The sequence below is a fragment of the Pseudoduganella violaceinigra DSM 15887 genome (assembly GCF_000425385.1).
Classification (GTDB): Bacteria; Pseudomonadota; Gammaproteobacteria; order Burkholderiales; family Burkholderiaceae_D; genus Rugamonas; species Rugamonas violaceinigra.
Window position 1 is genome coordinate 298,387 of record NZ_KE384358.1, and the last position, 25,475, is coordinate 323,861.

Below are 25,475 nucleotides of genomic sequence, written 5' to 3' on the forward strand. Positions count from 1 at the left end.
ATATGGAAAACCAAACCTCCTTGGCCCAAGGGCTGTTGGGCCGGCTAAGCCTGGAAGCGATCCCGTATCACGAGCCCATCCTGGTCGCCACCTTCTCCATGGTCGTACTGGGCGGCATGGCCGTGCTGGGCGCCATGACCAAATTCCGCCTGTGGGGCCCGCTGTGGCGTGACTGGGTCACCAGCATCGACCACAAGAAAATCGGCATCATGTACATGGTGCTGGGCCTCGTCATGCTGCTGCGCGGCTTTGCCGACGCGCTGATGATGCGTATGCAGCAAGCCGTCGCTTTCGGCGACCATATGGGCTACCTGCCACCGCACCACTACGACCAGATCTTCACGGCGCACGGCGTCATCATGATCTTCTTCGTGGCGATGCCGTTCGTGACCGGCCTGATGAACTACGTGGTGCCGCTGCAGATCGGCGCACGCGACGTGGCTTTCCCGTTCCTGAACAACTTCAGCTTCTGGATGACCGCATTCGGCGGCGGCCTGACCATGGTCTCGCTGTTCGTGGGCGAATACGCGCGCACCGGCTGGCTGGCCTACCCTCCCCTGTCGGGCATCCTGGCCAGTCCTGATGTCGGCGTGGACTACTATATCTGGTCATTGCAGGTGGCCGGTGTCGGGACATTGCTATCAGGGGTCAACCTGATCGCCACCATCGTCAAGATGCGCGCGCCTGGCATGTCCCTGATGAAGATGCCTGTCTTCACCTGGACTTCCCTGTGCACCAACGTGCTGATCGTGGTGACCTTCCCTGTGCTGACCGCCGTGCTGGGCATGCTGTCGCTGGACCGCACCTTCGGTACCCACTTCTTCACCAACGACATGGGCGGCGACGCCATGCTGTACGTGAACCTGATCTGGATCTGGGGCCACCCTGAGGTGTACATCCTGGTGCTGCCGGTGTTCGGCGTGTTCTCGGAAATCGTCTCGACCTTCTCCGGCAAGCGCCTGTTCGGCTACACCTCCATGGTGTACGCGACCGTCGTGATCACCGTGCTGTCCTACCTGGTATGGCTGCACCACTTCTTCACCATGGGCTCCGGCGCCAGCGTGAACTCGTTCTTCGGCATCACGACGATGATCATTTCGATCCCGACCGGCGCCAAGATCTTCAACTGGCTGTTCACCATGTACCGCGGCCGCATCCGCTTCGAGCTGCCGATGATGTGGACCATCGCCTTCATGATCACCTTCGTTATCGGTGGCATGACCGGCGTGCTGCTGGCCGTTCCGCCAGCCGACTTCGTGCTGCACAACAGCCTGTTCCTGATCGCCCACTTCCACAACGTGATCATCGGCGGCGTGGTGTTCGGCGTGTTCGCTGCGATTAACTACTGGTTCCCGAAAGCCTTCGGCTATAAGCTGGACGTGTTCTGGGGCAAAGTCTCCTTCTGGTGCTGGGTAATCGGCTTCTACCTGGCCTTCATGCCGCTGTACGTGCTGGGCCTGATGGGCGTGACCCGCCGCATGAGCCACTTCGAAGATCCTTCGCTGCAGATCTGGTTCCAGGTCGCCGCGCTGGGCGCCGTCCTGATCGCCGCCGGTATCGGCTCGATGCTGGTGCAGTTCTACGTGTCCTACCGCCGCCGCGCGCAACTGCGCGATGTGACCGGCGACCCGTGGGATGGCCGTACCCTGGAATGGTCGACCTCGTCGCCACCGCCTGACTACAACTTCGCCTTCACCCCGCGTGTGCATGACAACGACACCTGGACCGACATGAAGCGCCGCAACTACGCGCGTCCGCTGGAAGGCTTCCTGTCCATCCACATGCCGAAGAACACGGCTGCCGGCTTCATCATCGCCGGCCTGAGCGCCGCGACCGGATTCGCCCTGGTCTGGCATATGTGGGTGTTCGCCGTCCTCGGTTTCGTAGCGACCGTGGCAGCGTCCATCATCCATACCTTCAATTACAAGCGCGATTACTACATTCCGGCCGAAGACGTCGTTGTGACCGAAGCCGAGCGCACCCGCAACCTGGAGGCACTTGCCCATGTCTGATCTCGTACTCGACCAAGCAGCAGCCGCTGCACCGGCCGCGCACGCGGCCCAGGACGACATGTTCCACGTCCGCGACCACCATCCGGAGAACGGCACCCTGCTGGGGTTCTGGCTCTACCTGATGAGCGACTGCCTGCTGTTCGCTGTCCTGTTCATCGCCTACGCGGTGCTGGGCCGTAACTTCGCCGGCGGCCCCTCCGGCGCCGAGCTGTTCGACCTGCCGCTGGTGGGCCTGAACACCGGTTTCCTGCTGCTGTCGTCGATCACCTACGGCTTCGCCATGCTGGCGTCGCAGCGCGGCAAGCTGGGCACCACCCTGATCTGGCTCGGCGTCACCGGCCTGTTCGGCCTGGGCTTCCTGGGCCTGGAGCTGACCGAGTTCGCACACCTGATCCATGAAGGCGCCGGCCCGCAGCGCAGCGCCTTCCTGACCTCGTTCTTCGCCCTGGTCGGTACCCACGGCCTGCACGTGACCTTCGGTATCGTGTGGCTGGTGACCCTGATGTTCCAGCTGAACCGCCATGGCCTGACCGAAGCCAATACCCGCCGCCTGATGTGCCTGTCGATGTTCTGGCACTTCCTGGACGTGATCTGGATCGGCGTCTTCACCTTTGTCTACCTGATGGGAGTCCTGCCATGAGCGCACACCACGACCACGGCCACGGCCACGATCATGGCCACGGCGGCCATGACCACGGCAGCCTGAAAACCTACGCAATCGGTTTCATCCTGTCCGTCATCCTGACCGCGATCCCGTTCTGGCTCGTCATGGGCCACGTGATCAAGGACTCGAGCACGACCGCTTTCGTCATCCTCGGCTTCGCCGTGGTGCAGATCGTCGTGCACATGATCTACTTCCTGCACATGAACACCCGTTCGGAAGGCGGCTGGAGCTTGCTGGCACTGATCTTCACCATCATCCTGGTGGCGATTGTGCTGACTGGTTCGATCTGGGTCATGTACCACCTCAACCACAACATGATGCCGTCCATGGGCCCTGCTGCCGGTTCCGCCGTCCAGCAAATGCACGACATGCCATGATCGAAGCGCGCCCCGCCTCTCCGCGGGCGCGCCTGTTGTGGGCCGCCGGGATCACCATCGCCAGCGCATTGTTTCTCGCGCTTGGCACCTGGCAGCTGTATCGCATGCAATGGAAACAGGCGCTCATCGCCCGTGTGAATGCGCGGGCGCATGCGGCGCCTGCCGCCGCCCCCGGGCGCGCGGAATGGCCGTCCATCACGGCCGAAAATGCCGAATACCGGCACGTTCAAGTTGCCGGCACCCTGCTGCATGATCGCAGCACCCTGGTGCAGGCTTCCACCAATTATGGGCTGGGCTTCTGGGTGATGACGCCCCTGAAGACCGCCGCAGGCGACACCATCCTCGTCAACCGAGGCTTTATTCCCACCCGCCAGACCCCGTCGGCCGCGCCCCAAGCCGCGCTGGTGACAGGTTTGCTGCGCATCAGCGAACCGGGCGGAAGCGTCGTGCGCAAGAACGACGCCGCCGGCCAGCGCTGGTATTCGCGCGACGTGCAGGCCATCGCCGCCGCCGGCGGTCTGACGCAAGTCGCCCCCTACTTCATCGACGCCGATGCCGCCCCCGCCCAGGAAGCGGGACAACCCATCGGCGGCCTGACCGTGATCGCTTTCCGTGATAATCACCTGGTATACGCATTGACTTGGTATGCTCTAGCGTTGATGATCATCGGACGCACATGGCAAATCACACGGAAAAAACGGCAGACTGGGGTGGAATGAGGTCGCTGAGCATCGCGACAGGCGCCAGCGACCCGGCCGGCCATAAAAACATGCTGTACCTGATCCGGCTGCGCTGGATCGCGGTACTGGGTCAGATCACGACCATCTCCGTGGTGACCCTTGGCCTGGGCATCCACCTGCCCATGCCGCAGATGCTGTCGGTGCTGGCCTGCCTGATCGCATTCAACATCGGCAGCCATCTGCGCTGGCAGGAAAACCCAATCGTCACCAACAACGAGATGTTCCTGGCGCTGCTGGTCGATGTCGCGACGCTGACGGCGCAGCTGCATTTCAGCGGCGGCACCACCAATCCGTTTGCCTTCCTCTACCTGCTGCAGGTAATCCTGTCGGCGGTATTGCTCGACGCCTGGGCCACCTGGACCATCGTCGTGATCACCGGCGCCTGCCTGGCGGGCCTGGCCCTGTTCTCCCGGCCCCTCCCCCTCCTGCTGGAAAACCAGGACGATTTCGCCCGCCTGTACGTCATCGGCACCCTGATCTGCTTCCTGCTGAATGCCGGCCTGCTGGTGATCCTGATCAAGCACATCACCGGCAACCTGCGCGAACGCGATGCACGCCTGGCCAATATGCGCCAGCGCGCCGCTGAAGAAGAACATATTGTGCGCATGGGACTTCTGGCCTCCGGCGCCGCCCATGAACTGGGCACGCCGATGGCCACCATGTCCGTCCTGCTGGGCGACTGGCTGCGCATGCCGGAATTTACCGGGAATGCGGTGCTGCAGGAGGAAATCAGCGAAATGCAGACCCAGCTCCAGCGCTGCAAAACCATCGTTACCGGCATCCTGCTGTCGGCCGGTGAACTGCGCGGCGAATCGTCCGCCAAGACCATGCTGCGCGGCTTCCTCGGCGAAATGCTGGTGGAATGGCGCAATAACCGTCCGGTGGTCGCCTTCAGCTACGAAGACCAGCTGCCCAACGACATTCCCGTCGTCTTCGAGTCCGCGCTGAAACAGACCATCTTCAATCTGCTGGACAACGCCCTGGAAGCCTCCCCGCTGTGGGTGGGCCTGGTGACGTCAACCGAAGGCGATGTGCTGAAATTGGCGGTGAGCGACCGCGGGCCCGGATTTGCACCGGCCATGCTGGCGCAATTCGGCAAGCCATACCAGTCAAGCAAGGGACGGCCAGGCAGCGGCCTGGGGCTGTTCCTGGTCGTGAACGTCATCCGCACACTGGGCGGCACGGTCGAAGCGCGCAATCTCGAGCAAGGCGCGGTTGTAGAAATACGCTTGCCACTGTCGGCCATCGTCGTCGAATAGGAAATACAGGATGACCACAGAACGCTTATTGTTAATCGTGGAAGACGACCCCGCGTTCGCCCGCACCCTTTCACGCTCGTTCGAACGGCGCGGCTATACCGTGCTGCGCGCGTCCAGCCTGGAAGAAGTCGGCACCCTGCTGGGATCGCATACGCCCACCCATGCGGTGGTCGACCTTAAGCTGGACGGCAACACGTCCGGCCTGGCCTGCGTGCAGGCCCTGAACGCGCATTCGCCGGACATGCTGATCGTGGTGCTGACGGGCTTCGCCAGCATTGTGACCGCTGTCGAAGCGATCAAGCTGGGCGCCTGCCAGTATCTCGCCAAACCCTCCAATACCGACGATATCGAAGCCGCCTTCCAGCACGTGGCTGGTGTGGCCGAAGTTGAGCTGACCAACCGTTCGACTTCCATCAAGACGCTGGAATGGGAGCATATCCACCAGGTGCTGGCGGAGACGGGCTTCAATATTTCCGAAGCCGCCCGCCGCCTGGGCATGCACCGCCGCACCCTCGCGCGTAAGCTCGAAAAGCAGCGCGTCAAGTAAATTGCATTCGTAGGACGCCAGGCCAATCGTCGCAATCCGGTTGGCGCACTGATTGCGATAATCAGGTGCTCAGATCAGTTTCGTCCCAATCGTCGCCCTGAGCCAAAGCCCAAGTGAGCGCGTGCCGGCGCTCGTGAACTGCACCGCCGTGGGAGATCGGATCGAAATCTACCGGCACCGTTGCGCCTCCCATTTGCGCACTTCTGACTGCGTTATGGGCACAATAGAACTTGTACTCCATGAAGATGACATCATCGATCGAGCGCAGCGCTACACCTGCAGAGAATTCGGCGATATTGCGGTCCCAATCAGGCAGAAAATCAAATAACATCGCCTCGATCACCTCATCAGAAATCTGACAGGCATCCAATGTCGGCGTCTTTGCAAAACCCACGATCCAAGCCAGCGCCCACATATTCTCCAGCCGCCAACCGACAGTGTTCCCATGCATCGCTTGCGACTCCTTGCGCGGCAAGTCGATCATTTCAAGCTCATGCTCCGTCATCGCCGAGCGTAGAGCATTACGCTCGATATAGCTTTGCAGGGCCGCCGTCGGCGCCATGTGCTCAGGCGCCGCGACCCAGGCAAACACTGCCTGCAATGCCATAAGGCGCATGCAGAGCGATTGGGCATCCCGCAAAGTGAGGTCCAAGTCGGGCAGGAGTAAAGAGTTTGCTGGCTGAAAGCCAAGTGATGTAAGTTCGTCGAAAACGCGTCGCTTCAATTCCAGCGGCTTGTCCTTCTCGGTCCCCGGCCCTGTCAGGGTTGGCGTATATTGAGGCCATCTGGCCAAAGGATCGACCTCTGATGCGGTGGCGCCATACAGAACCCTTCCATTAGAATCGCGCATTGCGGAAGGCGTAAACCATACGGCATCGAGTGCCTCCGCGATTGCCGTCAAAACCTCGTATCGTTCGTCCCCCGGTCCGGCATCCGGCTCGCAGACCGTCCCCAGGGCGAAACCGAAATTTTCAGTCAGCGCCAGCACCTTCGTCTGTTCCGGCGCAATCGGGAAACGCGAGAAATAGCCGCGCATACCGTCCATCTGGAGCTTCCATCCTTGGCCGGAATAGTAATCCGGATCGTGCGTGATTCTCAGAAGCTTCTTCTTTAGCCATCCACCGGTCGTAACTACGATTTCGCTCCAGGCATCGTCAGTTCCAACTACTTTGAATTTCGCGTTCAAATTGCGCAGCACTTCGACTACACGCCCCGGGTTGCTTTCCTGGGCAAATAACGTGACTGGTTCAGTTGCCATCTATCAGATATTCCTTCAGGTGTTTCATTGATTGTGCAGATTGTTCCAATGTTTGTGCTCGGATAGGGCCGTATTCATCTGGTCGGATCCTTGTGAACTCGGCGTAAGAACAAAATCCCTGCGCCTGAAAGACTGATGCCAAATGCTATTGCGACAACCAGCCCTGCAGGGTTTCGCAATCCAAGTGCGTCCGCCAAAAATAAAAGCACTACCACCGAAATCAGCTGCCCCGGGAAAATGACACTGAGCCGCCGCAATGCGAGAGTGTCACCGCCCCTTGAGAGCCAGCGTGCTACGAGCCACGCCGGCATCCATAGCATTCCCAGGACCGGTACGAGCAGGCTCACGATAAATAGTATTTTCATATGCATCCAACATACCCGCTTTGACCAGACTTCGCCCGCCGTTAGCAAGGAGAGCGCGCTTATAATCCATGCTGTTCATTGCGGGGCAGGCCAAAACAGCGTCAATAAAAATCTGTGGTGGCAGATATCGATGTGCCGCAACGTAATGGACAAATCCAGTATTTGGGCTTAGCCATCCAACAGCGAGCAGGTCTTCACACTCGAGTGGAAGGTACCAACAGGGTTCAAGATCCGCAATCAATGCCATGAGAACATAAGTCCAGTTATATAAATGCCAGCGCTCCGAACGCCAAAGTGCGAGGTCGAAGAGGAAAGCTGCATCGCCCTGAATCGGCCGACAGCCCGGAAATGATCGTTTTCAACTCCCACCATCGTCGACAATGGCCACGCTTGCCGCAACGGTCCCGCCGCTTCCTTCATCGCCAATGGTAACGATGCAGTCGCTTTGCCATTTGCGCCGGCTATTGTGCTTTTTCAGTCAAATCGGACAAGTACTTCTTGAACTCGACCTGGTCTTCCGAAACATAGAGCGATCCGTAGCGAGGTAATGCGTAATTTGGTTCGCTTCCGTTAAGCATCAACAGGTAAGTTTTCCCCGCTTTCAAGGAAATGGGGCAGCGCGCTAGGGCTTCTTCGTCGGAAGTTGTCGCCCCCAGAATCGTTTCGCCAGGCTTCTTGGAGCCTTTAACGGCGCGTAAGACTTTACCGTCGAAGATGAAGGGCTTCGCATATCGACTATCGGCAGACGTCACGTCTTGGATCACTCGCTCTACATGAACAACATAAACGTGCTCAAAGCGATTAAGCTCCGCAGCAGGGAACGTTTCAGGATACGTTCGGTCCTTGCAAGCTTGGGCAACTGATGGAACAACTATCGACGAAAGCGCTAATGAAAACAAAGTGAGCGCAAGGCATGGACGTGGTAGCAGAGGCATGTTCGACTTTCCAGACAGGCATCGTAGATATGGCAATCTGGCAATATAACATTTCAGGGCGACGGTCACAAAAGACCGGACAGGAAAAGGCCATCGCATTCACGCTCAGGTTCAACGGCGGATTCACATATTGCTGGCGCAGCCCTTAACGGTCGCAGCGATACTCGAATTCTTCCGAAGTATTCAGACCTGCGGATTGAGCCGCTCGATTTTCGAATGGAGCTTATTGAGGCCGGCGAGATAGGCCTTGGCCGAGGCGACCACGATATCCGGGTCGGCGCCGACGCCGTTGACGATGCGGCCGGAATGCGCCAGGCGCATTGTCGCCTCACCTTGCGACTGGGTGCCGGGACTGATGCCGCTGATGGCGAACAGCACCAGCTCCGCGCCGCTTTGCGCCTTGCTTTCGATGGCGTTGACCATGGCGTCCACCGGGCCGTCGCCGGTGCCTTCGGCCGCGTGCTCGACGCCATCGATTGAAAACACCACCCGAGCATGCGGCAATTCGCCGGTCTCGGAGCGCTGCGCCAGCGAGACAAAGCGATAATGTTCGCCGCCGGCCGCAGCTTCCTCGTCGCTCACCAGGGCCATGATGTCTTCGTCGAAGATCTCAGATTTACGGTCGGCCAATTCCTTGAAGCGCGAGAACGCGGCGTTCACCTCGGCCTCGGAATCGAGTTCAATGCCCAGCTCCTGCAAGCGCTGTTTGAAGGCGTTGCGGCCCGACAGCTTGCCCAGTACGATTTTGTTGGCCGTCCACCCCACATCCTCTGCCCGCATGATCTCGTAAGTCTCGCGCGCTTTCAGGATGCCGTCCTGGTGGATGCCCGATGCGTGCGCGAAGGCGTTGGCGCCCACCACCGCCTTGTTCGGCTGCACGCTGAAGCCGGTAATCTGCGATACCATTTTTGACGCAGGCACGATCTGGGTCGTATCGATGCCGCAATCCAGATTGAAGTAGCCAGCCCGCGTGCGCAGTGCCATTACGACTTCCTCCAGCGCGGTATTACCGGCCCGTTCGCCCAGGCCATTGATGGTGCATTCCACCTGCCGCGCGCCGCCGATCATGACTCCGGCCAGCGAATTGGCAACTGCCAGGCCAAGATCGTTGTGGCAATGGACCGACCATACCGCCTTGTCGGAATTGGGGATGCGTTCGCGCAGGCGACGGATCGTCTCGCCATAGAGCTCGGGCACGGCATAGCCTACGGTGTCCGGGAAATTGATGGTGGTGGCGCCCTCGGCAATTACGTTTTCCAGCACGCGGCAAAGGAAATCATCTTCCGAACGGCTGCCGTCTTCGGGGCTGAACTCAATATCGTCGGTGAATTTGCTGGCGAAGCGGATCGCCAGCCTGGCTTGCTCCAGCACCTGCTCCGGCTCCATGCGGAGCTTCACCTTCATGTGCAGCGGCGACGTGGCGATAAAGGTGTGGATGCGTTTTCGCGCGGCCGGTTCCAGCGCTTCTGCGGCGCGGGCCAGGTCGCGGTCATTGGCCCGTGCCAGCGAACATATAATCGGCTCGCGCACCGCCGTCGCAATGGCGCGTATGGATTCGAAATCGCCTTGCGAGGCCGCGGCGAAACCCGCCTCGATCACGTCGACCCGCAGCTTTTCCAGCTGCCTGGCGATGCGCACCTTTTCTTCGCGGGTCATGGAAGCGCCCGGCGATTGCTCGCCGTCGCGCAGAGTGGTGTCGAAGATGATGAGGCGGTTATTCATGGAATCGCTCCTTCTGAATCGCCGCCCCTTGCGGCGTTAAGCCTTATCTTCCGGCGTTGTCGTTTTTTCGATCAGCTTGACCGGATTGCCCTTGGCCAGGCGGGTCAGGTAGATCACATAGCCCGATACGCCGTAGGCCACGAACAGGCCAAACAGCACTTTCGGCGGGTCCAGCGAAATCAGGGCCAGGAACAAGGCGATCAGGAACACCGCCAGGAATGGCACCGACTTGCGGAAGTTGATGTCCTTGAAGCTGTAGAACGGCACGTTCGACACCATGCTCAAGCCGGCGAAAGCCGCCAGCACCCAGCCCTGCCACGGGTACAGCACGCCGTCCACGTCCAGGTCGGACAGCAGCATGACGAAGCCGGCGATCAGGGAAGCGGCGGCCGGCGACGGCAGGCCCTGGAAGTAGCGCTTGTCGACCACTTCGATATTCGTATTGAAGCGGGCCAGGCGCAGGGCAGCGCCTGCGCAATAGACAAAGGCTGCGATCCAGCCCAGCTTACCCAGGCCACGCAGCGCGAATTCGTAGATCACCAGGGCCGGGGCGGCGCCGAAGGACACCATATCCGACAGGGAGTCGTACTGGGCACCGAATTCGCTCTGGGTATTGGTCAGGCGGGCAACGCGGCCATCCAGTCCATCCAGCAGCATGGCGACGAAAATAGCCCAGGCAGCGTGCTCGAAACGCTGGTTCATGGCCATGACAATGGCGAAGAAACCGCAGAACAGCGCGCCGGTGGTGAATGCGTTGGGTAGCAGATAGATGCCGCGGGAACGCGGCCTGTCGACGCCGTCGGCCCCCTTGCGGCGGGCGAAGCGGCTGAACAGGGATTGCTTGCCGGCGGCATTCTTAGGCCGGCGGCGGGGGAATTTGGCCATACTCTTCCATTTCTATACTAGGGTGGCCCCTATTATAGAGGACACCCAGTATGGAAGTGGCAACTTTGGCTTACTTGAACTTGACCTTGCCCACTACACGCATTTCCAGCGTGGTTTCGCCAGGCTCGAAGCTCGGCTCGGCCACAGACTGGTCCATCTCAGCCTTGGCCGACATGCGCATCATGGCCGGAGCGGCGCCAGCTGGACCGCCCGCGTAATTGCCGGAACCTTCATAGTCGATGGTATCCAGCACGGCGTCGGTCAGCGGACGGCCCATGGCCGAGGCGATCGACGCGATGCGCTCGTTCAGGTTCTTGTAGGTGGCAGCAATGCGGGCGTCATCCAGCTTGCGGGTGGCGGCCGGGCTCAGGCCGAAGGACAGGCCGTTCAGGGTCAGCACCTTCTGCGCCGAGGCGACCGTCTTCGGCAGCGCTTCGATATTGGTGGTGGTCATCTGCACGAACTGGCCAACGCGCCAGGAAGTCGGCAGGCGCGGCTTGGCGGCGGCACCAGGCGGCAGCGGACGGTCTTCCGGATAGACCGGATAGGTGTAATAGCCCTGGGTCTTCAGCTTGGCTTGCGGGTCTTCCTTCTTCAGGATCTCCAGGCCTTGCTTGATTTTCTGGTTCACACGCGAGGCGGCGGCCGTCTTGTCCTTGTCCTGCTCTTCGATCGCCAGCACGGCCACGGCCTGGTCGTTCGGCGCGGTGACTTCACCGTAGGCAGGCACGATGACGGTAGCGCCGGCGGTTGGTACGGTCTGCGCGATGGCAGCCTGGGTGCCCAGCACCAGAGCGGCAGCGGCAACAGCATTCAGGACGGTCATTGTTGTTCTCCTTGATTACGATGGACGCACTTTAACTGAATTCACACTGCAGGTCTGTCACTGTTCGTCAGCATTTGTAACAGGCCATTACTTGAAGCGCACCTTTGCGGTGGCCCGCAGATCCAGCCTGGTTTCACCCGGCTGCAGGCTTGGCTCCTCCACTTCGACCAGGTCCTCGCGACGGTTTCTGCTGCCGGTGACTTCCACCCTCTGCATATTCGGTTCGGAGAAATCGAGCGACTCGAGCTTGGCGTCGCCGACCGGGCGCCGCATCGCGCCCGCGATGAAGGCAACGCGCTCTTCCAGGTTCTGGTACGCGGCTTCCACGCGGCGCTGCTCCGACTTCTTCGTTGCCTCGTCGCTCAGGCCAAACCTCAGATCCTTGAGCAGCAATATCTTCTGTGCCGAGGCAACGGTGGCCGGAAGGTTGGCCAGGTCGCTTGTCACGAGCCGGACCTGCTGGCTGACCCGCCAGCCGGTTTGCAGGGGATTGCGCTTATGGACATCCGCAACGTTCGCGTCCTCATACACCGCATACGTGTGATAGCTATCCAGCGCCAGCCTGGCATTGGGACTAGCCTTCTTCAAGGCCGCGACGCCCTGCTTCAAGCGCTGATTAACACTGGATGCCAGTGCTGCCTTGTCCTTGCCTTGCTCCTCATAGCCGAAGACCAGTTGAGCTTCGTCGTTAGGCACGACAACGCTGCCAACCACGCTCACCGTGACGAGGGCATCGTCGGTAGGCATTTTCTGGGCGAACGCCGCATGGGTAGAGCCGAGTGCCGCCACAAGAACCAGGTGCTTGAACATGCAATTCCCTTGCAAATAATAATAAGAGCTCGAATGTAACCGATGCGGATGCAAAAGTGTCATCTACCTGACATCCACCTATGGCATGATCACATGTCGTCCACTCCACACATGAACAAGGAAAATGGCAAAGTACCTGATTCCCGCACTGGCCCTGGCGGCCTCGTTTGGCGCTGACGCTGCGCCTGCCAAACAGCCAGCACAACCAAAACTCGTCCTCGTCATGGCCGTTGACGGCCTGCCGCAGGAGCAAGTGACGCGCTACGCGCAGCAGTTCGGCCAGGGCGGCTTCCGCCGCCTGCTGGAACAAGGCGCATGGTTCAGCAACGCGCACCAGGCGCACGGCATCACCGTGACCGCCGTCGGCCACGCCGCCATCCTGAGCGGCGCTTACCCATACCAGCACGGCATTATTGGCAACAACTGGGTCAATCCTGCCGATGGCGGCAGCATGTACTGCACGGAAGACCAGAATTTCAAATACGTCGGCAACGAAAAGACCGACCCGCATGACGGCACATCGCCCGCCAACCTGCGTGTCGACACGCTGGGCGATCAGCTGCGTTATGCGACCGGCCAGAAATCCAAGGTGATCACTGTCTCCGGCAAGGACCGCGGCGCGATCCTTTTGGGCGGCAAGACCGGCACCGCCTACATGTATATGGAGGAAAGCGGCAACTTCGCCTCCTCCACCTTCTATATGAAAGAGCACCCGCAATGGGTGCAGAAATACCAGGCCGGCAAGCCGCAGGAGCGCTACTACGGCGTGAAATGGAAGCCGCTGCTGGCCGATTCGGCCTACGCGGGCGATTACGGCGACGCGCCGAACCTGCAACTCTCGAGTGAATCGGGCCAGACCGATGCCGCCTACTACAAGCGCCTGAAAGCATCGCCATTCCTCGACGAACTGACTGTGGAATTCGCCCAGGCGGCAATCGAAGGCGAGAACCTGGGCAAGAACCCGGCCGGCGTGCCGGACCTGCTGGGCGTCAGTTTCTCCGCGCATGACCTGGCAAACCACGAATTCGGGCCGGAGAGCAAAGTCTCGCACGACCACCTGATGCGATTGGACCGCATGCTGTCCAACTTCTTCAGCTACATCGACAAGCGTATCGGCATGGACAATGTGCTGGTCGTGCTGACCGCCGACCACGGCTTCCCGAACACCCCGGAATTTGCGAACGAGGTGCAGAAAGCCGACGTCAAGCGCATCGACGGCAAGAAACTGGTGGATGACCTGAACGCTCACTTGTCCACCAGATTCGGCCTGAGCAAAGGCGTATCGGCATCGTCGATCCCGAACATTCACCTGGACTACGCCCAAATTGAAAGCAAGGGCTTGAAACGTGAAGAGGTGGAGAACGCCGCCGCGCGCTTCCTGCTGTCGCAACCGGGCATGGCGGACGTATTCACCCGGACCCAGATGGAAAGCGGCGCGGTTGGCGGAACCCGTATCGCCACCCTGATGCGCCGGGCCTGGAACCGCCAGATTTCGGGCGACCTGATGGTGGTGGCCAAGCCGCACTGGATCTTCGGCTTCGCCACCGGCAAAGGCACCACGCACGGCGCGCCGTATGCGTACGACACCAACGTGCCGCTGATCGTAATGGGCAAGCCGTGGGTCAAATCCGGCCACTACGGCCAGTATGCTGAAGTAGTGGACATCGCCCCCACCCTCGCCTACCTGCTGAACGTACGCCCACCAGCCGGCGCCGAAGGCCGCGTGCTTACCGAGGCTCTGAAGTAAAACCGGCAAACCGGTGTCAGACCCGCAGGGTCAGACACCTTCTGCGGCGCGTGCGTCTCAGTGTCAGACCCCGCGGGTCTGACACTGGTTTACCGGTTCTGGGCGTCGCATATAAAAAAACGGCCCCGCAGGGCCGTTGAAGTTGCTTCTCGGGACAATCAGTTCTTGGATTGATCCACCAGCTTGTTCTTGGCAATCCAAGGCATCATGGCGCGCAGCTTGGCGCCCACTTCTTCGATCTGATGCTCGGAAGTCAGGCGGCGGCGCGAAATCAGCGTCGGTGCTCCAGCCTTGTTCTCGAGGATGAAGCTCTTGGCGTATTCGCCGGTCTGGATGTCCTTCAGGCACTGGCGCATCGCATCCTTGGTGGCGGAGGTCACCACTTTCGGGCCGGTCACGTATTCGCCGTATTCCGCGTTGTTGGAGATCGAATAGTTCATGTTGGCGATGCCGCCTTCGTAGATCAGATCCACGATCAGCTTCAGCTCGTGCAGACACTCGAAATAAGCCATCTCCGGCGCGTAGCCTGCTTCCACCAGGGTTTCGAAGCCGGCTTTGATCAGTTCCACGGCGCCGCCGCACAGCACGGCCTGTTCGCCGAACAGGTCGGTCTCGGTCTCTTCGCGGAAGTTGGTTTCGATGATGCCGGCCTTGCCGCCGCCGTTGGCCGATGCGTACGACAGCGCGATGTCGCGGGCGGAGCCGGATTTATCCTGGTACACAGCGATCAGGTGCGGCACGCCGCCACCCTGGCTGTAGGTACCGCGCACGGTGTGGCCAGGAGCCTTCGGTGCGATCATGATCACGTCCAGGTCGGCGCGCGGCACAACCTGGCCGTAGTGCACGTTGAAGCCGTGGGCGAAGGCCAGCACGGCGCCCTGCTTGATGTTCGGTTCGACGTTTTCCTTGTACACCTGCGCGATGTTCTCGTCCGGCAGCAGGATCATGACGACGTCGGCGTTCTTCACAGCCTCATTCACTTCAGCGACTTTCAGGCCGGCCTTCTCCACCTTGTTCCAGGATGCGCCGCCGCGGCGCAGGCCGACGGTCACGTTCACGCCGGAATCGGTCAGGTTCTGCGCGTGCGCGTGGCCCTGCGAGCCGTAGCCGATGATGGCAACGTTCTTGCCTTTGATGAGGGAGAGGTCAGCGTCTTTGTCGTAGAAAACTTTCATGGTCATTCCTTGGGTATGAGTTCGATTCGATGATTTAAACTTTGAGGATGCGTTCGCCGCGGCCGATGCCCGAGCCGCCGGTACGGACGGTCTCCAGGATCGAAGCGCGGTCGATCGCGTCGATGAAGGCGTCCAATTTGCTCTTGGCGCCCGTCAGCTCAATGGTGTAGGTCTTTTCGGTGACGTCGATGATGCGGCCGCGGAAAATGTCGGCGGTGCGCTTCATCTCTTCGCGCTCCTTGCCGACAGCGCGCACCTTGATCAGCATCAGCTCGCGCTCGATGTGCTGGCCTTCGGTCAGGTCCACCACCTTCACCACCTCAATCAGACGGTTCAGGTGCTTGGTGATCTGTTCGATGATGTCGTCGGAACCGGTGGTCACGATGGTCATGCGCGACAGGGTCGCGTCTTCGGTCGGCGCGACGGTCAGCGTTTCGATGTTGTAGCCGCGCGCGGAGAACAGGCCCACCACGCGGGACAAGGCACCCGCTTCGTTTTCGAGCAGTACAGAGATAATGTGTCGCATGATTACAGGTCCTCCGAGCCAAGCAGCATTTCGGAGAGGCCTTTGCCAGCCTTCACCATCGGCCACACGTTCTCACTCTGGTCGGTAATGAAGTTCATGAAGACCAGCCGGTCTTTCATGCCAAACGCTTCTTTCAGCGCGCCTTCGACGTCGCCCGGCTTTTCGATGCGCATGCCGACGTGGCCGTAGGCCTCGGCCAGCTTTTCGAAGTCCGGCAGCGAATCCATATAGGACTCGGAATAACGCGAACCGTAGTCGATCTGCTGCCACTGGCGAACCATGCCCAGGAAGCGGTTGTTCAACAGGATGATCTTCGGCGTCAGGCGGTACTGTTTGCAGGTCGCCAGTTCCTGGATATTCATCTGGATCGAGCCTTCGCCGGTGATGCAGGCGACGGTCGCATCGGGATTGGCCATCTGCACACCCATGGCATACGGCAGGCCGACACCCATGGTGCCCAGGCCGCCGGAATTGATCCAGCGGCGCGGCTTGTCGAAGCGGTAGTACTGCGCGGCCCACATCTGGTGCTGGCCCACGTCGGAGGTGATGAAGGCGTCGCCCTTGGTGAGCTCGTACAGCGATTCCACCACTTGTTGCGGCTTGATGACCAGGTCGGAGGTGGCGTACTTCAGGCAGTCGCGCCCGCGCCATTCATTGATCTGCTTCCACCAGTCCTTCAGCGCGGCGGCGTTCGGGCGCTGCTCGGTCGCCTCCAGCTGCGACAACAGTTCAACCAGCACGTCTTTCACATTGCCGACGATCGGGATGTCCACTTTGACGCGCTTCGAGATCGACGACGGGTCGATGTCGATATGGATGATCTTGCGCGGGTTCTGGCTGAAGTGCTTCGGGTTGCCGATCACGCGGTCGTCGAAGCGGGCGCCGATGGCAATCAGCACGTCGCAGTTCTGCATCGCCAGGTTGGCTTCGTAGGTGCCGTGCATGCCGGGCATGCCGACGAAGCATGGATCGGAAGCGCGCGAACCGCCCAGGCCCATCAGGGTGTTGGTGACCGGGAAGCCGAGCTTTTCAACCAGTTTATTCAGTTCATTCGATGCGTGCGCCAGGATCACGCCGCCGCCCGTGTAGATCATCGGGCGCTCGGCCGACAAGAGCAGCTGCAGCGCCTTGCGGATCTGGCCGGCGTGCCCTTTGTCCACCGGGCGGTAGGAGCGCATCTCGATATCCTTCGGATACGAGTACACGTGCTTGTGCATCGAAATGTCTTTTGGAATATCGACCAGCACCGGGCCTGGACGGCCGGTCTTGGCGATATAAAAGGCTTTCTTGATGGTTTCCGCCAGGTCTTTCACGTCCTTGACCAGGAAGTTGTGCTTGACCACCGGGCGGGTGATGCCGACGGTGTCGCATTCCTGGAAGGCATCCTGGCCGATGGCGTGGCTCGGCACCTGGCCGGAAATCACCACCATCGGAACGGAATCCATATAAGCGGTGGACAGGCCGGTCACCGCGTTGGTGACGCCGGGTCCGGAAGTGACCAGCGCCACGCCGACTTTGTTCGAGCTGCGCGAATACGCATCGGCGGCATGGATCGCGGCCTGCTCATGGCGAACGAGGATGTGCTGGAATTTGTCTTGCTTGAAGATGGCGTCGTAGATATACAGGACGGCGCCGCCGGGATATCCGAAAACGTGTTCTACGCCTTCCTCAGCGAGGCAGCGTACAACGATTTCGGCGCCCGTGATGGGAGCTTCGGTATTCATGAAACATTCCTTTCAAGGTCCATAGGAGATTGATCGGATGCTCTTGCCTAGCGAAGTGGGCGTCACCGTGCACGACTCTCAGCTTCCCTTCTTTCTGCGGTCACACTGACCCTTCCCCCATGCGTAGCTGGAGTACAAGCCGGTGCTAAACGCAACTCGTTTGGCCGGAGTTTTGCAGCGGTTCCTGCCTACCTCTCGCGCTTGTGGCACGGGTTAGAGCAAACTGCTGACAATAGAAAGCTGGTTTTTCCGAACGGCTTTGTGTGCCTGTCCTGAACTACCGGGGAGCTTCGCGGTGTGCAAAGCGTCCCTAACGTTACTGCGTTGCACCATTTCGGTCAAGCATATTCTGCTTTTTTTGTTAGAATGCCGGATTGTTCAGACAAACGCATAGCGCAGCCCTCTTTTTCGACGCATGGCCACAGACAAAGAATTATCGGATTTCCTCGAGAGCGTCGAGCGCCGCGCCTTCAAACAAGCGGTATACGCCGTTCGCAAGGATGAATCCGCGCTGGACATCGTCCAGGATGCCATGATCAAACTGGCCGAGAAATACGGCGACAAGCCGGCGGCAGAATTGCCGGCCCTGTTCCAGCGCATCCTGCAGACCACCATACTTGATTATTTCCGCCGAGAAAAAGTCCGCAACACCTGGGTCAGCCTGTTTTCAGGCCTGGGCCCCGGCCAGGAAGAGCATGAGGACTTTGATATACTGGAATCCTACGAGGCTGAGCAGGGTTCCCAGGCGGCCGAGTCCAGTGCAGACCAGGTGGAACGGGCACAAATCTTGCAACTTATTGAAGATGAAGTGCAAAAACTGCCTGCGCGTCAACGAGAAGCCTTCCTCATGCGTTACTGGCAGGATATGGACGTGGCGGAAACTGCCGAAGCGATGGGATGTTCCGAAGGAAGCGTCAAAACGCATTGCTCACGAGCAACTCACACTCTCGCTGAATCGCTCAAAGCCAAGGGAATTAAGTTATGAACACCGAAGACACCAACTTTGCATACAGCGTGCGGCGCGCGCTCAATGAAAAGCTCGACGATCTGCCTGCCTCGACGACAGATCGCCTGGCCGCAGCCCGCATGGCTGCGCTGGCGCGCAAGAAAGCCGATGCCCCGGCGCGCGTGCGCGTGACCCGCACCGCCGCTGCCCTGGCAGGTGGCGCCAGCGGCTTCTTTGCCAACCAGTTCGCCTGGTTCAACCGCGTCAGCGTGGCCCTGCCGCTGCTGCTGGCGATGGGAGGCATGGTCGGCGTGTACCAGTACGAACAGCAGCAGACTGTCCAGGAACTGGCGGAAATGGACGCCGCCGTGCTGTCCGACGAACTGCCGCTGTCCGCCTACCTTGACCAGGGCTTTGGTGCCTACCTGGAAACTCGCGAGCAATAAGTATGGCGAGTGTTAGTGGTAGCAAAAAATGGCTTGCTGGAGCAATCGCGCTGCTTGGCGTGGCGATCGCTGCCGTCGTCTGGGTGGTGAGCCGTCCTGCTTCACCGCCCGCGCCGGCTCCATCGGCCTCGGCTACCGCAGATGTTTCCGATAAACCGGTCGGTGAAAAGCCGCACTGGTCCGACCTGAAACCAGCCGAACAGCAAGCCCTGGCGCCGCTCGAGGCGACCTGGGAAGAGCTGGGGCCGGTGCGTAAGCAGAAATGGATTTCCATCAGCAACCGTCTGGCGAAAATGAGCCCCGACGAAAAGGCGCGCGTGCAGGAACGCATGCGCGAATGGGTGTCGCTGAGCCCGGCCGAACGCAAGGCCGTGCGCGAGAACTTTGCCCGCGCACAAAAGAAAGCCCCGCCGGCCGGTCAGCGTGCCGCCGAGTGGGAGCAGTACCAGAATTTGCCGGAAGAAGCCAAAAAGGCCTTGGCCGAAGCGGCTGCCAACAAGAAAAACCAGGTCGCCAAGACGCCTAGCCTGGCCCAGAGCGCCGTGAAAACCCCGGCGCCCGTCAAGGCCCAGGGCCACGGACTCGTGCCAGCGCCGGGTACCGTCCCGCCCGGCACGGTGCCGCCAGCGCCGATCGGCCTGCCGCAAGGGGCGCCGGCTGTCGTACCGCCGGGCAGCGCGCAAAGCGCTGGCACTGCCGCTCCGGCCGTAGCGACCGCCCCTGCCGCAGCTCCTGCGGCGCCGGCCGCCGCCCCGGCACCGGCCGCGAGCGCCGATGCGACCGGTAGCGCGGTTCCACCTGCCGCGTCCGGCACGCCAACCACCGCTCCGAATGCAATCAAATAACGCTGTGCCGACCGTCAAGCGCCGCCTGATTTCGATGGTTTATGAAATCCTGCTGGCGTTTGCCGTGCTGTTCCTGCCTTTCTTTGTATTTGAAATCGCCGCCAAAGCCAGCCATACCCCGCTGGCCGAGCATATGCGGCAATTCCTGGCCTTCCTGATCCTCGGCGCCTACTTCATCCACCAATGGACACGCAAGGGCCAGACCCTGGCCATGCAAACCTGGCGCATCAGGCTGGAGCAGCCCGGGAGGCAGCACCTGCCGATCCGCACCGCCGCGCTGCGCTATCTCCTTTGCTGGTTATGGATATTGCCCGGCATCCTGGTGGCTTACTACGGCGACCTCAGCAATAAGCACAAACTGTACACCCTGCTGGCCAGCGCCCTGCTCTGGTCGTTGACCGCCTTCCTCGACAAGGACCGCCAGTTCCTGCATGACCGCATCGCCGGCACGCGCCTGGTGCAGCTGCCAAAGCCGGAAAAAAACCAGCAAAAAGCAGCCTGAAAAACTGCACTTGTGTAGCATTTTGGCGATTCCCGCCGCCAGCAAAGCCCCCACCGCCTCCAGCAAAACCGGGCCATTTGCCACTTAGATATACTCGATTCCGTACTGCCTTCCCAAAACGAGACTGGCAGCACGCGATTTATGCCCTGGTCCTGGTTCGTGCGCCCCTGAAACCGCCGTATCAACCGTGACGATCCCCAATTCTGGAGGAATCATGTTGCGTGTAAAGATGAGCGTCGCCGGCATCATCCTTGTCCTGGACAGCTTCACCCCCATCCATGCGGCAACCTACAGCAACGGTACCGGCACCGCCACGTTCGACGTGTCGATGAAAATTGTCGCCAATTGCGTCATCGCGGCTTCGCCGCTGGATTTCGGCCAGACGCAAGGCGTGCTGAGCGCAGCGGTCAATGTGAATACTTCGCTCAGCGTCACCTGCACCAACACTACGCCATACAACGTCGGTCTGAATGCAGGCACCGGCAGCGGCTCTTCGGGGACCACCCGTTTCATGGCGGGCACGGGCGGCAACACAGCCACCATCTCCTTCAACCTGTTCCAGACGGCCGGCGCCACGCTTTGGGGCGATACCCAGGGCACCAACACCGTGGGCGGGGTTGGCAACGGCGCGGCGCAATCGTTGACCGTGTACGGGCAGGTGCCGGCGCAATCCACGCCGATTCCGGATACCTACCGTTCGACCATCACAGCGACGGTCTATTTCTGAATGGAATACCTGGCGCCGTTTCTCCTGGCCTTGATCGCCTCTGGCAGCGCTGTCGCGGCCAGTTTGCAGATTTCGCCGGTTTCCCTGGTCCTGCGCGGCGAGCAGACGGCTACCGTCCTTCATCTGCGCAATGCCGGCGAAGAGCCGGTGTACGGCCAGGTGCGCGTATTCAAGTGGGACCAGCGCGGCAGCGAAGACGTGCTGGAACCAGCCCAGGAGGTCGCCGCCAGCCCGCCCCTGGTGCAGGTCGCGCCAGGTGAAACCCAATTGATCAGGGTGATCCGCCTGGGCGCATCGGCGCCGGCGGAGCAGACCTACCGTCTGTTGATCGATGAAATCACGCGCGAAGGGCAAGCGCAGGCTGGCGGAGTCGACTTCCGCTTGCGCTATTCGATTCCACTATTCATGCTGCCGGAGCGCGAGCCCGGCCCCGCGCAGCTGGAATGGCGCCTGTTCCGCCGCGAACCAGGCTGGATGCTTGCCATCGCCAATAGCGGCGGCATGCACGCCCAGATAGGCAGCGTGAAATTCGTCGCACCCGCGGGGGCCGAGCATGAAATCAGCAAAGGCCTGTTCGGCTATGTGCTGCCAGGACGCACACGCGAGTGGCTACTGCCGCTGCCGCCCGAAACGCCGCTGGCCGCGGACGTGCGGATCGACGCGCAAGTCAACGGCAAGCCGCAATCCATCGCGGTGCGGGCCGCTCGGTGAACCCCTGCGCCAACGCCTTATTGGGCTTGGCAGCGGTCCTGCATGCCGCGTCCGCCGCCGCGCAGGCCGATCTGTTCCTGGAGGTGAGCTTGAACGGTGAAGCAACCGGACAGGTGCTGCGCTTTCGCGAAAGCCCGCGCGGTCTGCGTACGACGGCGGCCAACCTGCGCCTGCTCGGGCTTGACCTGCGCATCTTCGGCCTGCGCGGCGACGAAGAAGATGTTGAATTATCCAGTTTGCCCGGCCTGCATTATCAATACGACCGCGCACGCCAGAGTGTCGCCTTGCGCCTGGATGACGCGCTGCGCGAGCCTGTGCGGCTCAACGCGCGCCCCGGCGCCGCGCCGCCGCAGCAGCGCGCCACGCCGGGATTCGTCTTGAACTACGACGCGGTTGGCCAGCTGCGTCCGCAGCGCTCCCTGCTTGCGTTCAACGAACTGCGATTCTTCAATGAGCTGGGCGTGTTCAGCAGCACCGGTCTGCTCAGCGCAGGCAAGCAGGCGCGCAAGTATATGCGCTACGAAACATCCTGGAGCTGGTCCGATCCCGGCACGCTGGAGTCGCTGAAGCTGGGCGACGCCATCACGGCAGCCCTGCCCTGGAGCCGCCCGGTGCGTATCGGCGGCATCCAGTGGCGCAAGAGTTTCGACTTGCGGCCGGACCTGCTGACCTATCCGATGGCGGCCGTTGCCGGCAGCGCCGTGGTGCCCTCCGCCCTGAGCGTCTATATCAACGGCATCCAGCAATTTGGCGCCAATGTGCCGGCCGGGCCGTATGTGGTCAACCGCGTGGCCGGTTTCAGCGGGGCCGGCCAGGCCACCGTCGTCACGCGCGACGAATTGGGCCGCAGCAGCGTGCTCGACGTGCCGCTCTATGTCGACACCCGCATGCTGTCCGCGGGATTGAGCGAGTATGCGCTGGAAGCAGGGTTCATGCGCCGCGCGTATGCCAACCGCTCTTTTTCCTATCGCAGCCCGCCTTTGGCCAGTGCCTCGGTCCGGTATGGCTTGAACAATAGCCTGACGCTGGAGGGGCACGCGGAGGCGGGCCCCGGCACCACGCTGTCGGGCGGCAGCGCGCTGCTGGCCCTGGGGGGGGCCGGCGTGCTGAATGCCAGCATGGCGGCCAGCAATGGGGGCGGCAGGCAAGGCGGGCTTGGCTACCAGTACCTCAGCCGCCGCTTCAGCGTCGACCTGCAAACCCTGCGCGCAACAGCGACATTGCGCGACCTGGCCCGGATCGATGGCGCCCTGCCGCCGCGCCGCACCGACCGGGCGTCGCTGACCGTGGCGCTTGGCGCAGGCAGCAGCGCATCGGCCAGCTATATCGCTTACGACACGCCCCAGGCACGGCCGGCGCGTATCGCTTCCCTCTCCTGGTCCAGCTACCTCTGGCGCAGCCTGTTCCTCACCGTGTCCGGTTTCAAGGACTACAAAGAGCGCGGCAACAAGGCCTTGTCTTTCAGCCTGTCCACCAGTTTTGGCGAACGCACTTCGGCAAGCGTCAGCGCCGGCCGCCAGAACGGCACGCGCCAGCGCGCATTCAGCCTGGTGCGCCCGCCGGATTTCGATGGCGGCGCCGGATGGTCCCTGCAGCAAGGAGGGATCGGCAACACCACGTATCGCCAGGCGCAGGTGCAATACCTGGGCCGCTATGGGCAAGCCAGCGCCATCTTTCAACGCAGCGGGCAGGCGGACAATATGGCGCTGGAACTGGCCGGTGCGATCGTCGGGATGGATGGCACCCTGGCCGCCGCACGGTCGGTCGGCGCCGGTTTTGCGCTGGTCTCGACCGGACTGGAAGGCGTCACCGTCATGCATGAAAACCGCATGCTGGGCAGGACGGACAGCGGCGGCTACCTGCTGGTGCCCAACCTCAGCCCCTATGCGGGAAACCGCATCGCGCTGGATGTCACCCAGATTGCGGCCGACGTCAATGTCGGCAATTCCGAAGCAACGGTGGCGCCGCGCAGCTTGAGCGGCTTGCTGCTGCGCTTCCCGATGTCGCGCTACCAGGCAGCCAGCATCGTGTTGACCGATGCGGCGGGAAGCTTTCTGCCGCCGGGTACGCCCGTACGGCATATCGAAAGCGGCGCCACCACCATCGTGGGATACGACGGCGTTGTCTTTATTGACGGCTTGCGCGACGAAAACCGCATCGAGGCCGGGAACGGCGAAACCTTGTGCCGCGCCAGCTTCCACTACCGCCCCATGCAGGACAAGCCCATCACGAGAATAGGCCCCCTGCCCTGCGCGCGCACCGCGGGGCCACCATGAAGCGCTGGCTGGCCATCATGCTGTGCGCCGCAGGCAGCGCGCAAGCCGATACCTGCAGCGCAACGCTGAACAATGTCAGCTTCGGCTCAGTCAGCCCCATCACCGGCAGCGATATCTACGCCAGTGCGACCGGCACGATCAGCTGTACCTGGACGCTGTTTTCCCCCACATTCCCCTTTTTGCTGCTGTTTCCCAACGCAGTGGTGTGCGTCAACCTGGGAACGGGCAGCAACTCAAGCGGCACCACGCCACGCACGCTTGGCACGATCCTGCAATATAACCTGTACCGCGACACCAGTTATGCGGCGGCGTCCATCTTCGGCGGGCCCGGCACGCCGTCCACGCCGACGCCGCTGACCACTGTCTTGACGACCACCAACCTGGTGACCGGCGGCACCATCAACCAGTCGTTCACCGTGTACGGCAAGATACCTGCCGGGGCCAGCCTCGCCAGCGTGCCCACCAGCGGCAACAACAGCACGGTGTACAGTTCCAGCTTCACCGGCTACGCGACCATCAATTACGCCTTTTACAACCTGGTGCAGCCAGCCTGCACCACCGGCGGAAGCAGCAGTTTCACGTTCCAGGCCAGCGCCACGGTCATCAACGATTGCACGATTGCGGCAACGCCGGTGAATTTTGGATCCACGGGAATCCTCAACGGACCGAAGCGCGCGACCGGCTCGTTATCGGTGCGCTGCACGAAAAACAATGACTACCAGATCACGCTGAACGGCGGCAGCGTCGCCAATAATGTCGCCGCGCGCAGGATGAAGCCGGCCAGCGGTACGGAGCGCATCAGCTACAATCTTTCGCAAACGCTGGACGGCGCGATCTGGGGGGATGGCAGCGGAGCAAGCACAAAGTACTCCGGCACGGGAACCGGTGCCGCAACCAGCGTGACGATCTATGGGATGGTGCCGGCGCAGACAACGCCGACGCCGGGAGACTACCAGGATACCGTGACTGCTACCGTAATTTTTTAGAAAGTGATCGTGACGACCTTGCTGTCGCCATTCGAATCCGCACTGGATTGCGGCTGCGCAGCCTGGGGGGCCGCTTTGCTGATGGCGTAAGGAGCGGCGTATGCGCATTGCACGCTTTGCTGGCGCGCAGTCACTTCCACATTGCAAGACTCGACAATGGTCAAGGAAACCTGCATGGACGCGGAGCGCCCCGCCGCCTGGCTGGCAGGCGCAAACGCGGCAACAGCAACACAACACATCAAGGTGAATACGGATTTCATGGCTTTACGTTCGGCGCGGACTGGTTTGGAAGGCATCGCCTTCGGCCCGCGAGTTGATCGTTGTCTAGGGTAATTTCCTGCGAGAACAATAGTACCATGGCTGGCGCCAAATTCTCACGAATAATCACAGGCATTCGGGCAACGGTAGCGTGCCGCCAACGTTGCGGAGCAAACTTGCAACGCAGCTAACGCGCCGCTGCAGGT

At 61.2% G+C, this 25,475-nt stretch carries 26 protein-coding genes; 15 read left to right on the forward strand and 11 right to left on the reverse strand.

Going from position 1 to position 25,475, the window contains the following annotated elements; translation table 11 throughout:
* Nucleotides 1-2 precede the first annotated feature (2 nt).
* The 6 genes from cyoB to H597_RS0123950 are packed head-to-tail and all read left to right on the forward strand — an operon-like array spanning nt 3 to nt 5,599.
* Nucleotides 3-2,012, forward strand: a complete 2,010-nt coding sequence (cyoB, locus tag H597_RS0123925) for a cytochrome o ubiquinol oxidase subunit I (protein ID WP_028104328.1) — start codon at nt 3-5, stop codon at nt 2,010-2,012.
* A complete protein-coding gene (cyoC, locus tag H597_RS0123930; protein WP_028104329.1) occupies nt 2,005-2,652 on the forward strand; it encodes a cytochrome o ubiquinol oxidase subunit III in 648 nt (215 codons plus the stop codon). The genes cyoB and cyoC overlap by 8 nt, the downstream gene beginning before the upstream one ends.
* On the forward strand, nt 2,649-3,053 hold the full coding sequence (gene cyoD, locus H597_RS32310) for a cytochrome o ubiquinol oxidase subunit IV (RefSeq protein ID WP_035375064.1): 405 nt from the start codon (nt 2,649-2,651) through the stop codon (nt 3,051-3,053). Before cyoC ends, cyoD begins: the two co-directional genes overlap by 4 nt.
* Nucleotides 3,050-3,772, forward strand: coding sequence for an SURF1 family protein (locus H597_RS0123940; RefSeq protein ID WP_028104330.1), 723 nt, complete (start codon nt 3,050-3,052; stop codon nt 3,770-3,772). The genes cyoD and H597_RS0123940 overlap by 4 nt, the downstream gene beginning before the upstream one ends.
* Nucleotides 3,769-5,052: an ATP-binding protein gene (locus tag H597_RS0123945; RefSeq protein WP_229632237.1), complete on the forward strand. Its 1,284-nt coding sequence runs from the start codon at nt 3,769-3,771 to the stop codon at nt 5,050-5,052. The genes H597_RS0123940 and H597_RS0123945 overlap by 4 nt, the downstream gene beginning before the upstream one ends.
* Before the next feature lie 10 nt (nt 5,053-5,062).
* Complete coding sequence (locus H597_RS0123950; protein ID WP_028104332.1) at nt 5,063-5,599, forward strand: response regulator transcription factor; 537 nt, start codon at nt 5,063-5,065, stop codon at nt 5,597-5,599.
* Between the two features lie 61 nt (nt 5,600-5,660).
* On the opposite strand, the gene H597_RS0123955 is transcribed toward H597_RS0123950, so the two are convergent.
* The 7 genes from H597_RS0123955 to H597_RS0123980 form a co-directional block, all read right to left on the reverse strand.
* On the reverse strand, nt 5,661-6,857 hold the full coding sequence (locus H597_RS0123955; protein WP_028104333.1) for a DUF4272 domain-containing protein: 1,197 nt from the start codon (nt 6,855-6,857) through the stop codon (nt 5,661-5,663).
* Between the two features lie 267 nt (nt 6,858-7,124).
* Complete coding sequence (locus tag H597_RS35150; RefSeq protein WP_154668261.1) at nt 7,125-7,469, reverse strand: hypothetical protein; 345 nt, start codon at nt 7,467-7,469, stop codon at nt 7,125-7,127.
* A 214-nt stretch (nt 7,470-7,683) separates the two neighbouring features.
* On the reverse strand, nt 7,684-8,157 hold the full coding sequence (locus tag H597_RS35155) for a hypothetical protein (protein ID WP_154668262.1): 474 nt from the start codon (nt 8,155-8,157) through the stop codon (nt 7,684-7,686).
* A gap of 183 nt (nt 8,158-8,340) precedes the next feature.
* Entirely contained in the window at nt 8,341-9,879 is a 1,539-nt protein-coding gene (locus H597_RS0123965) for a 2-isopropylmalate synthase (RefSeq protein WP_028104335.1), read from the reverse strand.
* A 36-nt stretch (nt 9,880-9,915) separates the two neighbouring features.
* The gene (gene pssA, locus H597_RS0123970; protein ID WP_028104336.1) at nt 9,916-10,764 is read right to left on the reverse strand and encodes a CDP-diacylglycerol--serine O-phosphatidyltransferase; all 849 of its coding nucleotides are present in this window, start codon (nt 10,762-10,764) and stop codon (nt 9,916-9,918) included.
* A gap of 70 nt (nt 10,765-10,834) precedes the next feature.
* Complete coding sequence (locus H597_RS0123975) at nt 10,835-11,590, reverse strand: SIMPL domain-containing protein (RefSeq protein ID WP_028104337.1); 756 nt, start codon at nt 11,588-11,590, stop codon at nt 10,835-10,837.
* Nucleotides 11,591-11,677: 87 nt separating this feature from the next.
* Nucleotides 11,678-12,400 carry an SIMPL domain-containing protein gene (locus H597_RS0123980; protein WP_051294066.1) on the reverse strand — a complete coding sequence of 241 codons (723 nt, stop codon included), beginning with the start codon at nt 12,398-12,400 and terminating at the stop codon, nt 11,678-11,680.
* Nucleotides 12,401-12,524: 124 nt separating this feature from the next.
* Here H597_RS0123980 and H597_RS0123985 point away from each other — a divergent pair, with 124 nt between their 5' ends.
* On the forward strand, nt 12,525-14,147 hold the full coding sequence (locus H597_RS0123985) for an alkaline phosphatase family protein (RefSeq protein WP_028104339.1): 1,623 nt from the start codon (nt 12,525-12,527) through the stop codon (nt 14,145-14,147).
* A gap of 158 nt (nt 14,148-14,305) precedes the next feature.
* Here the strand turns inward: H597_RS0123985 and ilvC are convergent, their stop codons facing one another.
* Genes ilvC through H597_RS0124000 form a run of 3 tightly spaced genes read right to left on the reverse strand, consistent with a single transcriptional unit; the run spans nt 14,306 to nt 17,572 of the window.
* Nucleotides 14,306-15,322, reverse strand: coding sequence for a ketol-acid reductoisomerase (gene ilvC / locus H597_RS0123990; RefSeq protein WP_028104340.1), 1,017 nt, complete (start codon nt 15,320-15,322; stop codon nt 14,306-14,308).
* A gap of 34 nt (nt 15,323-15,356) precedes the next feature.
* The gene (gene ilvN, locus H597_RS0123995) at nt 15,357-15,848 is read right to left on the reverse strand and encodes an acetolactate synthase small subunit (protein ID WP_028104341.1); all 492 of its coding nucleotides are present in this window, start codon (nt 15,846-15,848) and stop codon (nt 15,357-15,359) included.
* A gap of 2 nt (nt 15,849-15,850) precedes the next feature.
* A complete protein-coding gene (locus tag H597_RS0124000) occupies nt 15,851-17,572 on the reverse strand; it encodes an acetolactate synthase 3 catalytic subunit (protein ID WP_028104342.1) in 1,722 nt (573 codons plus the stop codon).
* A gap of 415 nt (nt 17,573-17,987) precedes the next feature.
* On the opposite strand from H597_RS0124000, the gene H597_RS0124005 reads away from it, so the two are divergent.
* The 8 genes from H597_RS0124005 (at nt 17,988) to H597_RS0124040 (ending at nt 25,011) form a co-directional block, all read left to right on the forward strand.
* Entirely contained in the window at nt 17,988-18,557 is a 570-nt protein-coding gene (locus H597_RS0124005) for an RNA polymerase sigma factor (RefSeq protein ID WP_028104343.1), read from the forward strand.
* Nucleotides 18,554-18,964, forward strand: a complete 411-nt coding sequence (locus H597_RS0124010; protein WP_028104344.1) for a DUF3619 family protein — start codon at nt 18,554-18,556, stop codon at nt 18,962-18,964. The genes H597_RS0124005 and H597_RS0124010 overlap by 4 nt, the downstream gene beginning before the upstream one ends.
* Nucleotides 18,965-18,966: 2 nt before the next feature.
* On the forward strand, nt 18,967-19,809 hold the full coding sequence (locus H597_RS32315) for a DUF3106 domain-containing protein (protein WP_083941259.1): 843 nt from the start codon (nt 18,967-18,969) through the stop codon (nt 19,807-19,809).
* Entirely contained in the window at nt 19,796-20,311 is a 516-nt protein-coding gene (locus tag H597_RS0124020) for an RDD family protein (protein WP_028104345.1), read from the forward strand. Before H597_RS32315 ends, H597_RS0124020 begins: the two co-directional genes overlap by 14 nt.
* Before the next feature lie 229 nt (nt 20,312-20,540).
* Entirely contained in the window at nt 20,541-21,038 is a 498-nt protein-coding gene (locus H597_RS0124025; protein WP_051294068.1) for a Csu type fimbrial protein, read from the forward strand.
* The gene (locus tag H597_RS0124030) at nt 21,039-21,749 is read left to right on the forward strand and encodes a fimbrial biogenesis chaperone (RefSeq protein ID WP_028104347.1); all 711 of its coding nucleotides are present in this window, start codon (nt 21,039-21,041) and stop codon (nt 21,747-21,749) included.
* Nucleotides 21,746-24,025, forward strand: coding sequence for a fimbria/pilus outer membrane usher protein (locus H597_RS32320; protein ID WP_051294069.1), 2,280 nt, complete (start codon nt 21,746-21,748; stop codon nt 24,023-24,025). Before H597_RS0124030 ends, H597_RS32320 begins: the two co-directional genes overlap by 4 nt.
* Entirely contained in the window at nt 24,022-25,011 is a 990-nt protein-coding gene (locus H597_RS0124040) for a Csu type fimbrial protein (RefSeq protein WP_051294070.1), read from the forward strand. Before H597_RS32320 ends, H597_RS0124040 begins: the two co-directional genes overlap by 4 nt.
* On the opposite strand, the gene H597_RS0124045 is transcribed toward H597_RS0124040, so the two are convergent.
* Nucleotides 25,008-25,271 (reverse strand): hypothetical protein, encoded by a 264-nt coding sequence (locus H597_RS0124045; RefSeq protein WP_154668263.1) that lies wholly within the window; start codon nt 25,269-25,271, stop codon nt 25,008-25,010. The two genes, H597_RS0124040 and H597_RS0124045, sit on opposite strands and share 4 nt — an antisense overlap.
* Nucleotides 25,272-25,475: the final 204 nt, after the last annotated feature.

Excerpts from the sequence above, each read along its gene's own strand:
- cyoB (WP_028104328.1), top strand. The coding sequence starts at position 3 with ATGGAAAACCAAACCTCCTTGGCCCAAGGGCTGTTGGGCCGGCTAAGC.
- cyoC (WP_028104329.1), top strand. The coding sequence starts at position 2,005 with ATGTCTGATCTCGTACTCGACCAAGCAGCAGCCGCTGCACCGGCCGCG.
- cyoD (WP_035375064.1), top strand. The coding sequence starts at position 2,649 with ATGAGCGCACACCACGACCACGGCCACGGCCACGATCATGGCCACGGC.
- H597_RS0123940 (WP_028104330.1), top strand. The coding sequence starts at position 3,050 with ATGATCGAAGCGCGCCCCGCCTCTCCGCGGGCGCGCCTGTTGTGGGCC.
- H597_RS0123945 (WP_229632237.1), top strand. The coding sequence starts at position 3,769 with ATGAGGTCGCTGAGCATCGCGACAGGCGCCAGCGACCCGGCCGGCCAT.
- H597_RS0123950 (WP_028104332.1), top strand. The coding sequence starts at position 5,063 with ATGACCACAGAACGCTTATTGTTAATCGTGGAAGACGACCCCGCGTTC.
- H597_RS0123955 (WP_028104333.1), bottom strand. The coding sequence starts at position 6,857 with ATGGCAACTGAACCAGTCACGTTATTTGCCCAGGAAAGCAACCCGGGG.
- H597_RS35150 (WP_154668261.1), bottom strand. The coding sequence starts at position 7,469 with ATGGCATTGATTGCGGATCTTGAACCCTGTTGGTACCTTCCACTCGAG.
- H597_RS35155 (WP_154668262.1), bottom strand. The coding sequence starts at position 8,157 with ATGCCTCTGCTACCACGTCCATGCCTTGCGCTCACTTTGTTTTCATTA.
- H597_RS0123965 (WP_028104335.1), bottom strand. The coding sequence starts at position 9,879 with ATGAATAACCGCCTCATCATCTTCGACACCACTCTGCGCGACGGCGAG.
- pssA (WP_028104336.1), bottom strand. The coding sequence starts at position 10,764 with ATGGCCAAATTCCCCCGCCGCCGGCCTAAGAATGCCGCCGGCAAGCAA.
- H597_RS0123975 (WP_028104337.1), bottom strand. The coding sequence starts at position 11,590 with ATGACCGTCCTGAATGCTGTTGCCGCTGCCGCTCTGGTGCTGGGCACC.
- H597_RS0123980 (WP_051294066.1), bottom strand. The coding sequence starts at position 12,400 with ATGTTCAAGCACCTGGTTCTTGTGGCGGCACTCGGCTCTACCCATGCG.
- H597_RS0123985 (WP_028104339.1), top strand. The coding sequence starts at position 12,525 with ATGGCAAAGTACCTGATTCCCGCACTGGCCCTGGCGGCCTCGTTTGGC.
- ilvC (WP_028104340.1), bottom strand. The coding sequence starts at position 15,322 with ATGAAAGTTTTCTACGACAAAGACGCTGACCTCTCCCTCATCAAAGGC.
- ilvN (WP_028104341.1), bottom strand. The coding sequence starts at position 15,848 with ATGCGACACATTATCTCTGTACTGCTCGAAAACGAAGCGGGTGCCTTG.
- H597_RS0124000 (WP_028104342.1), bottom strand. The coding sequence starts at position 17,572 with ATGAATACCGAAGCTCCCATCACGGGCGCCGAAATCGTTGTACGCTGC.
- H597_RS0124005 (WP_028104343.1), top strand. The coding sequence starts at position 17,988 with ATGGCCACAGACAAAGAATTATCGGATTTCCTCGAGAGCGTCGAGCGC.
- H597_RS0124010 (WP_028104344.1), top strand. The coding sequence starts at position 18,554 with ATGAACACCGAAGACACCAACTTTGCATACAGCGTGCGGCGCGCGCTC.
- H597_RS32315 (WP_083941259.1), top strand. The coding sequence starts at position 18,967 with ATGGCGAGTGTTAGTGGTAGCAAAAAATGGCTTGCTGGAGCAATCGCG.
- H597_RS0124020 (WP_028104345.1), top strand. The coding sequence starts at position 19,796 with ATGCAATCAAATAACGCTGTGCCGACCGTCAAGCGCCGCCTGATTTCG.
- H597_RS0124025 (WP_051294068.1), top strand. The coding sequence starts at position 20,541 with ATGAGCGTCGCCGGCATCATCCTTGTCCTGGACAGCTTCACCCCCATC.
- H597_RS0124030 (WP_028104347.1), top strand. The coding sequence starts at position 21,039 with ATGGAATACCTGGCGCCGTTTCTCCTGGCCTTGATCGCCTCTGGCAGC.
- H597_RS0124040 (WP_051294070.1), top strand. The coding sequence starts at position 24,022 with ATGAAGCGCTGGCTGGCCATCATGCTGTGCGCCGCAGGCAGCGCGCAA.
- H597_RS0124045 (WP_154668263.1), bottom strand. The coding sequence starts at position 25,271 with ATGAAATCCGTATTCACCTTGATGTGTTGTGTTGCTGTTGCCGCGTTT.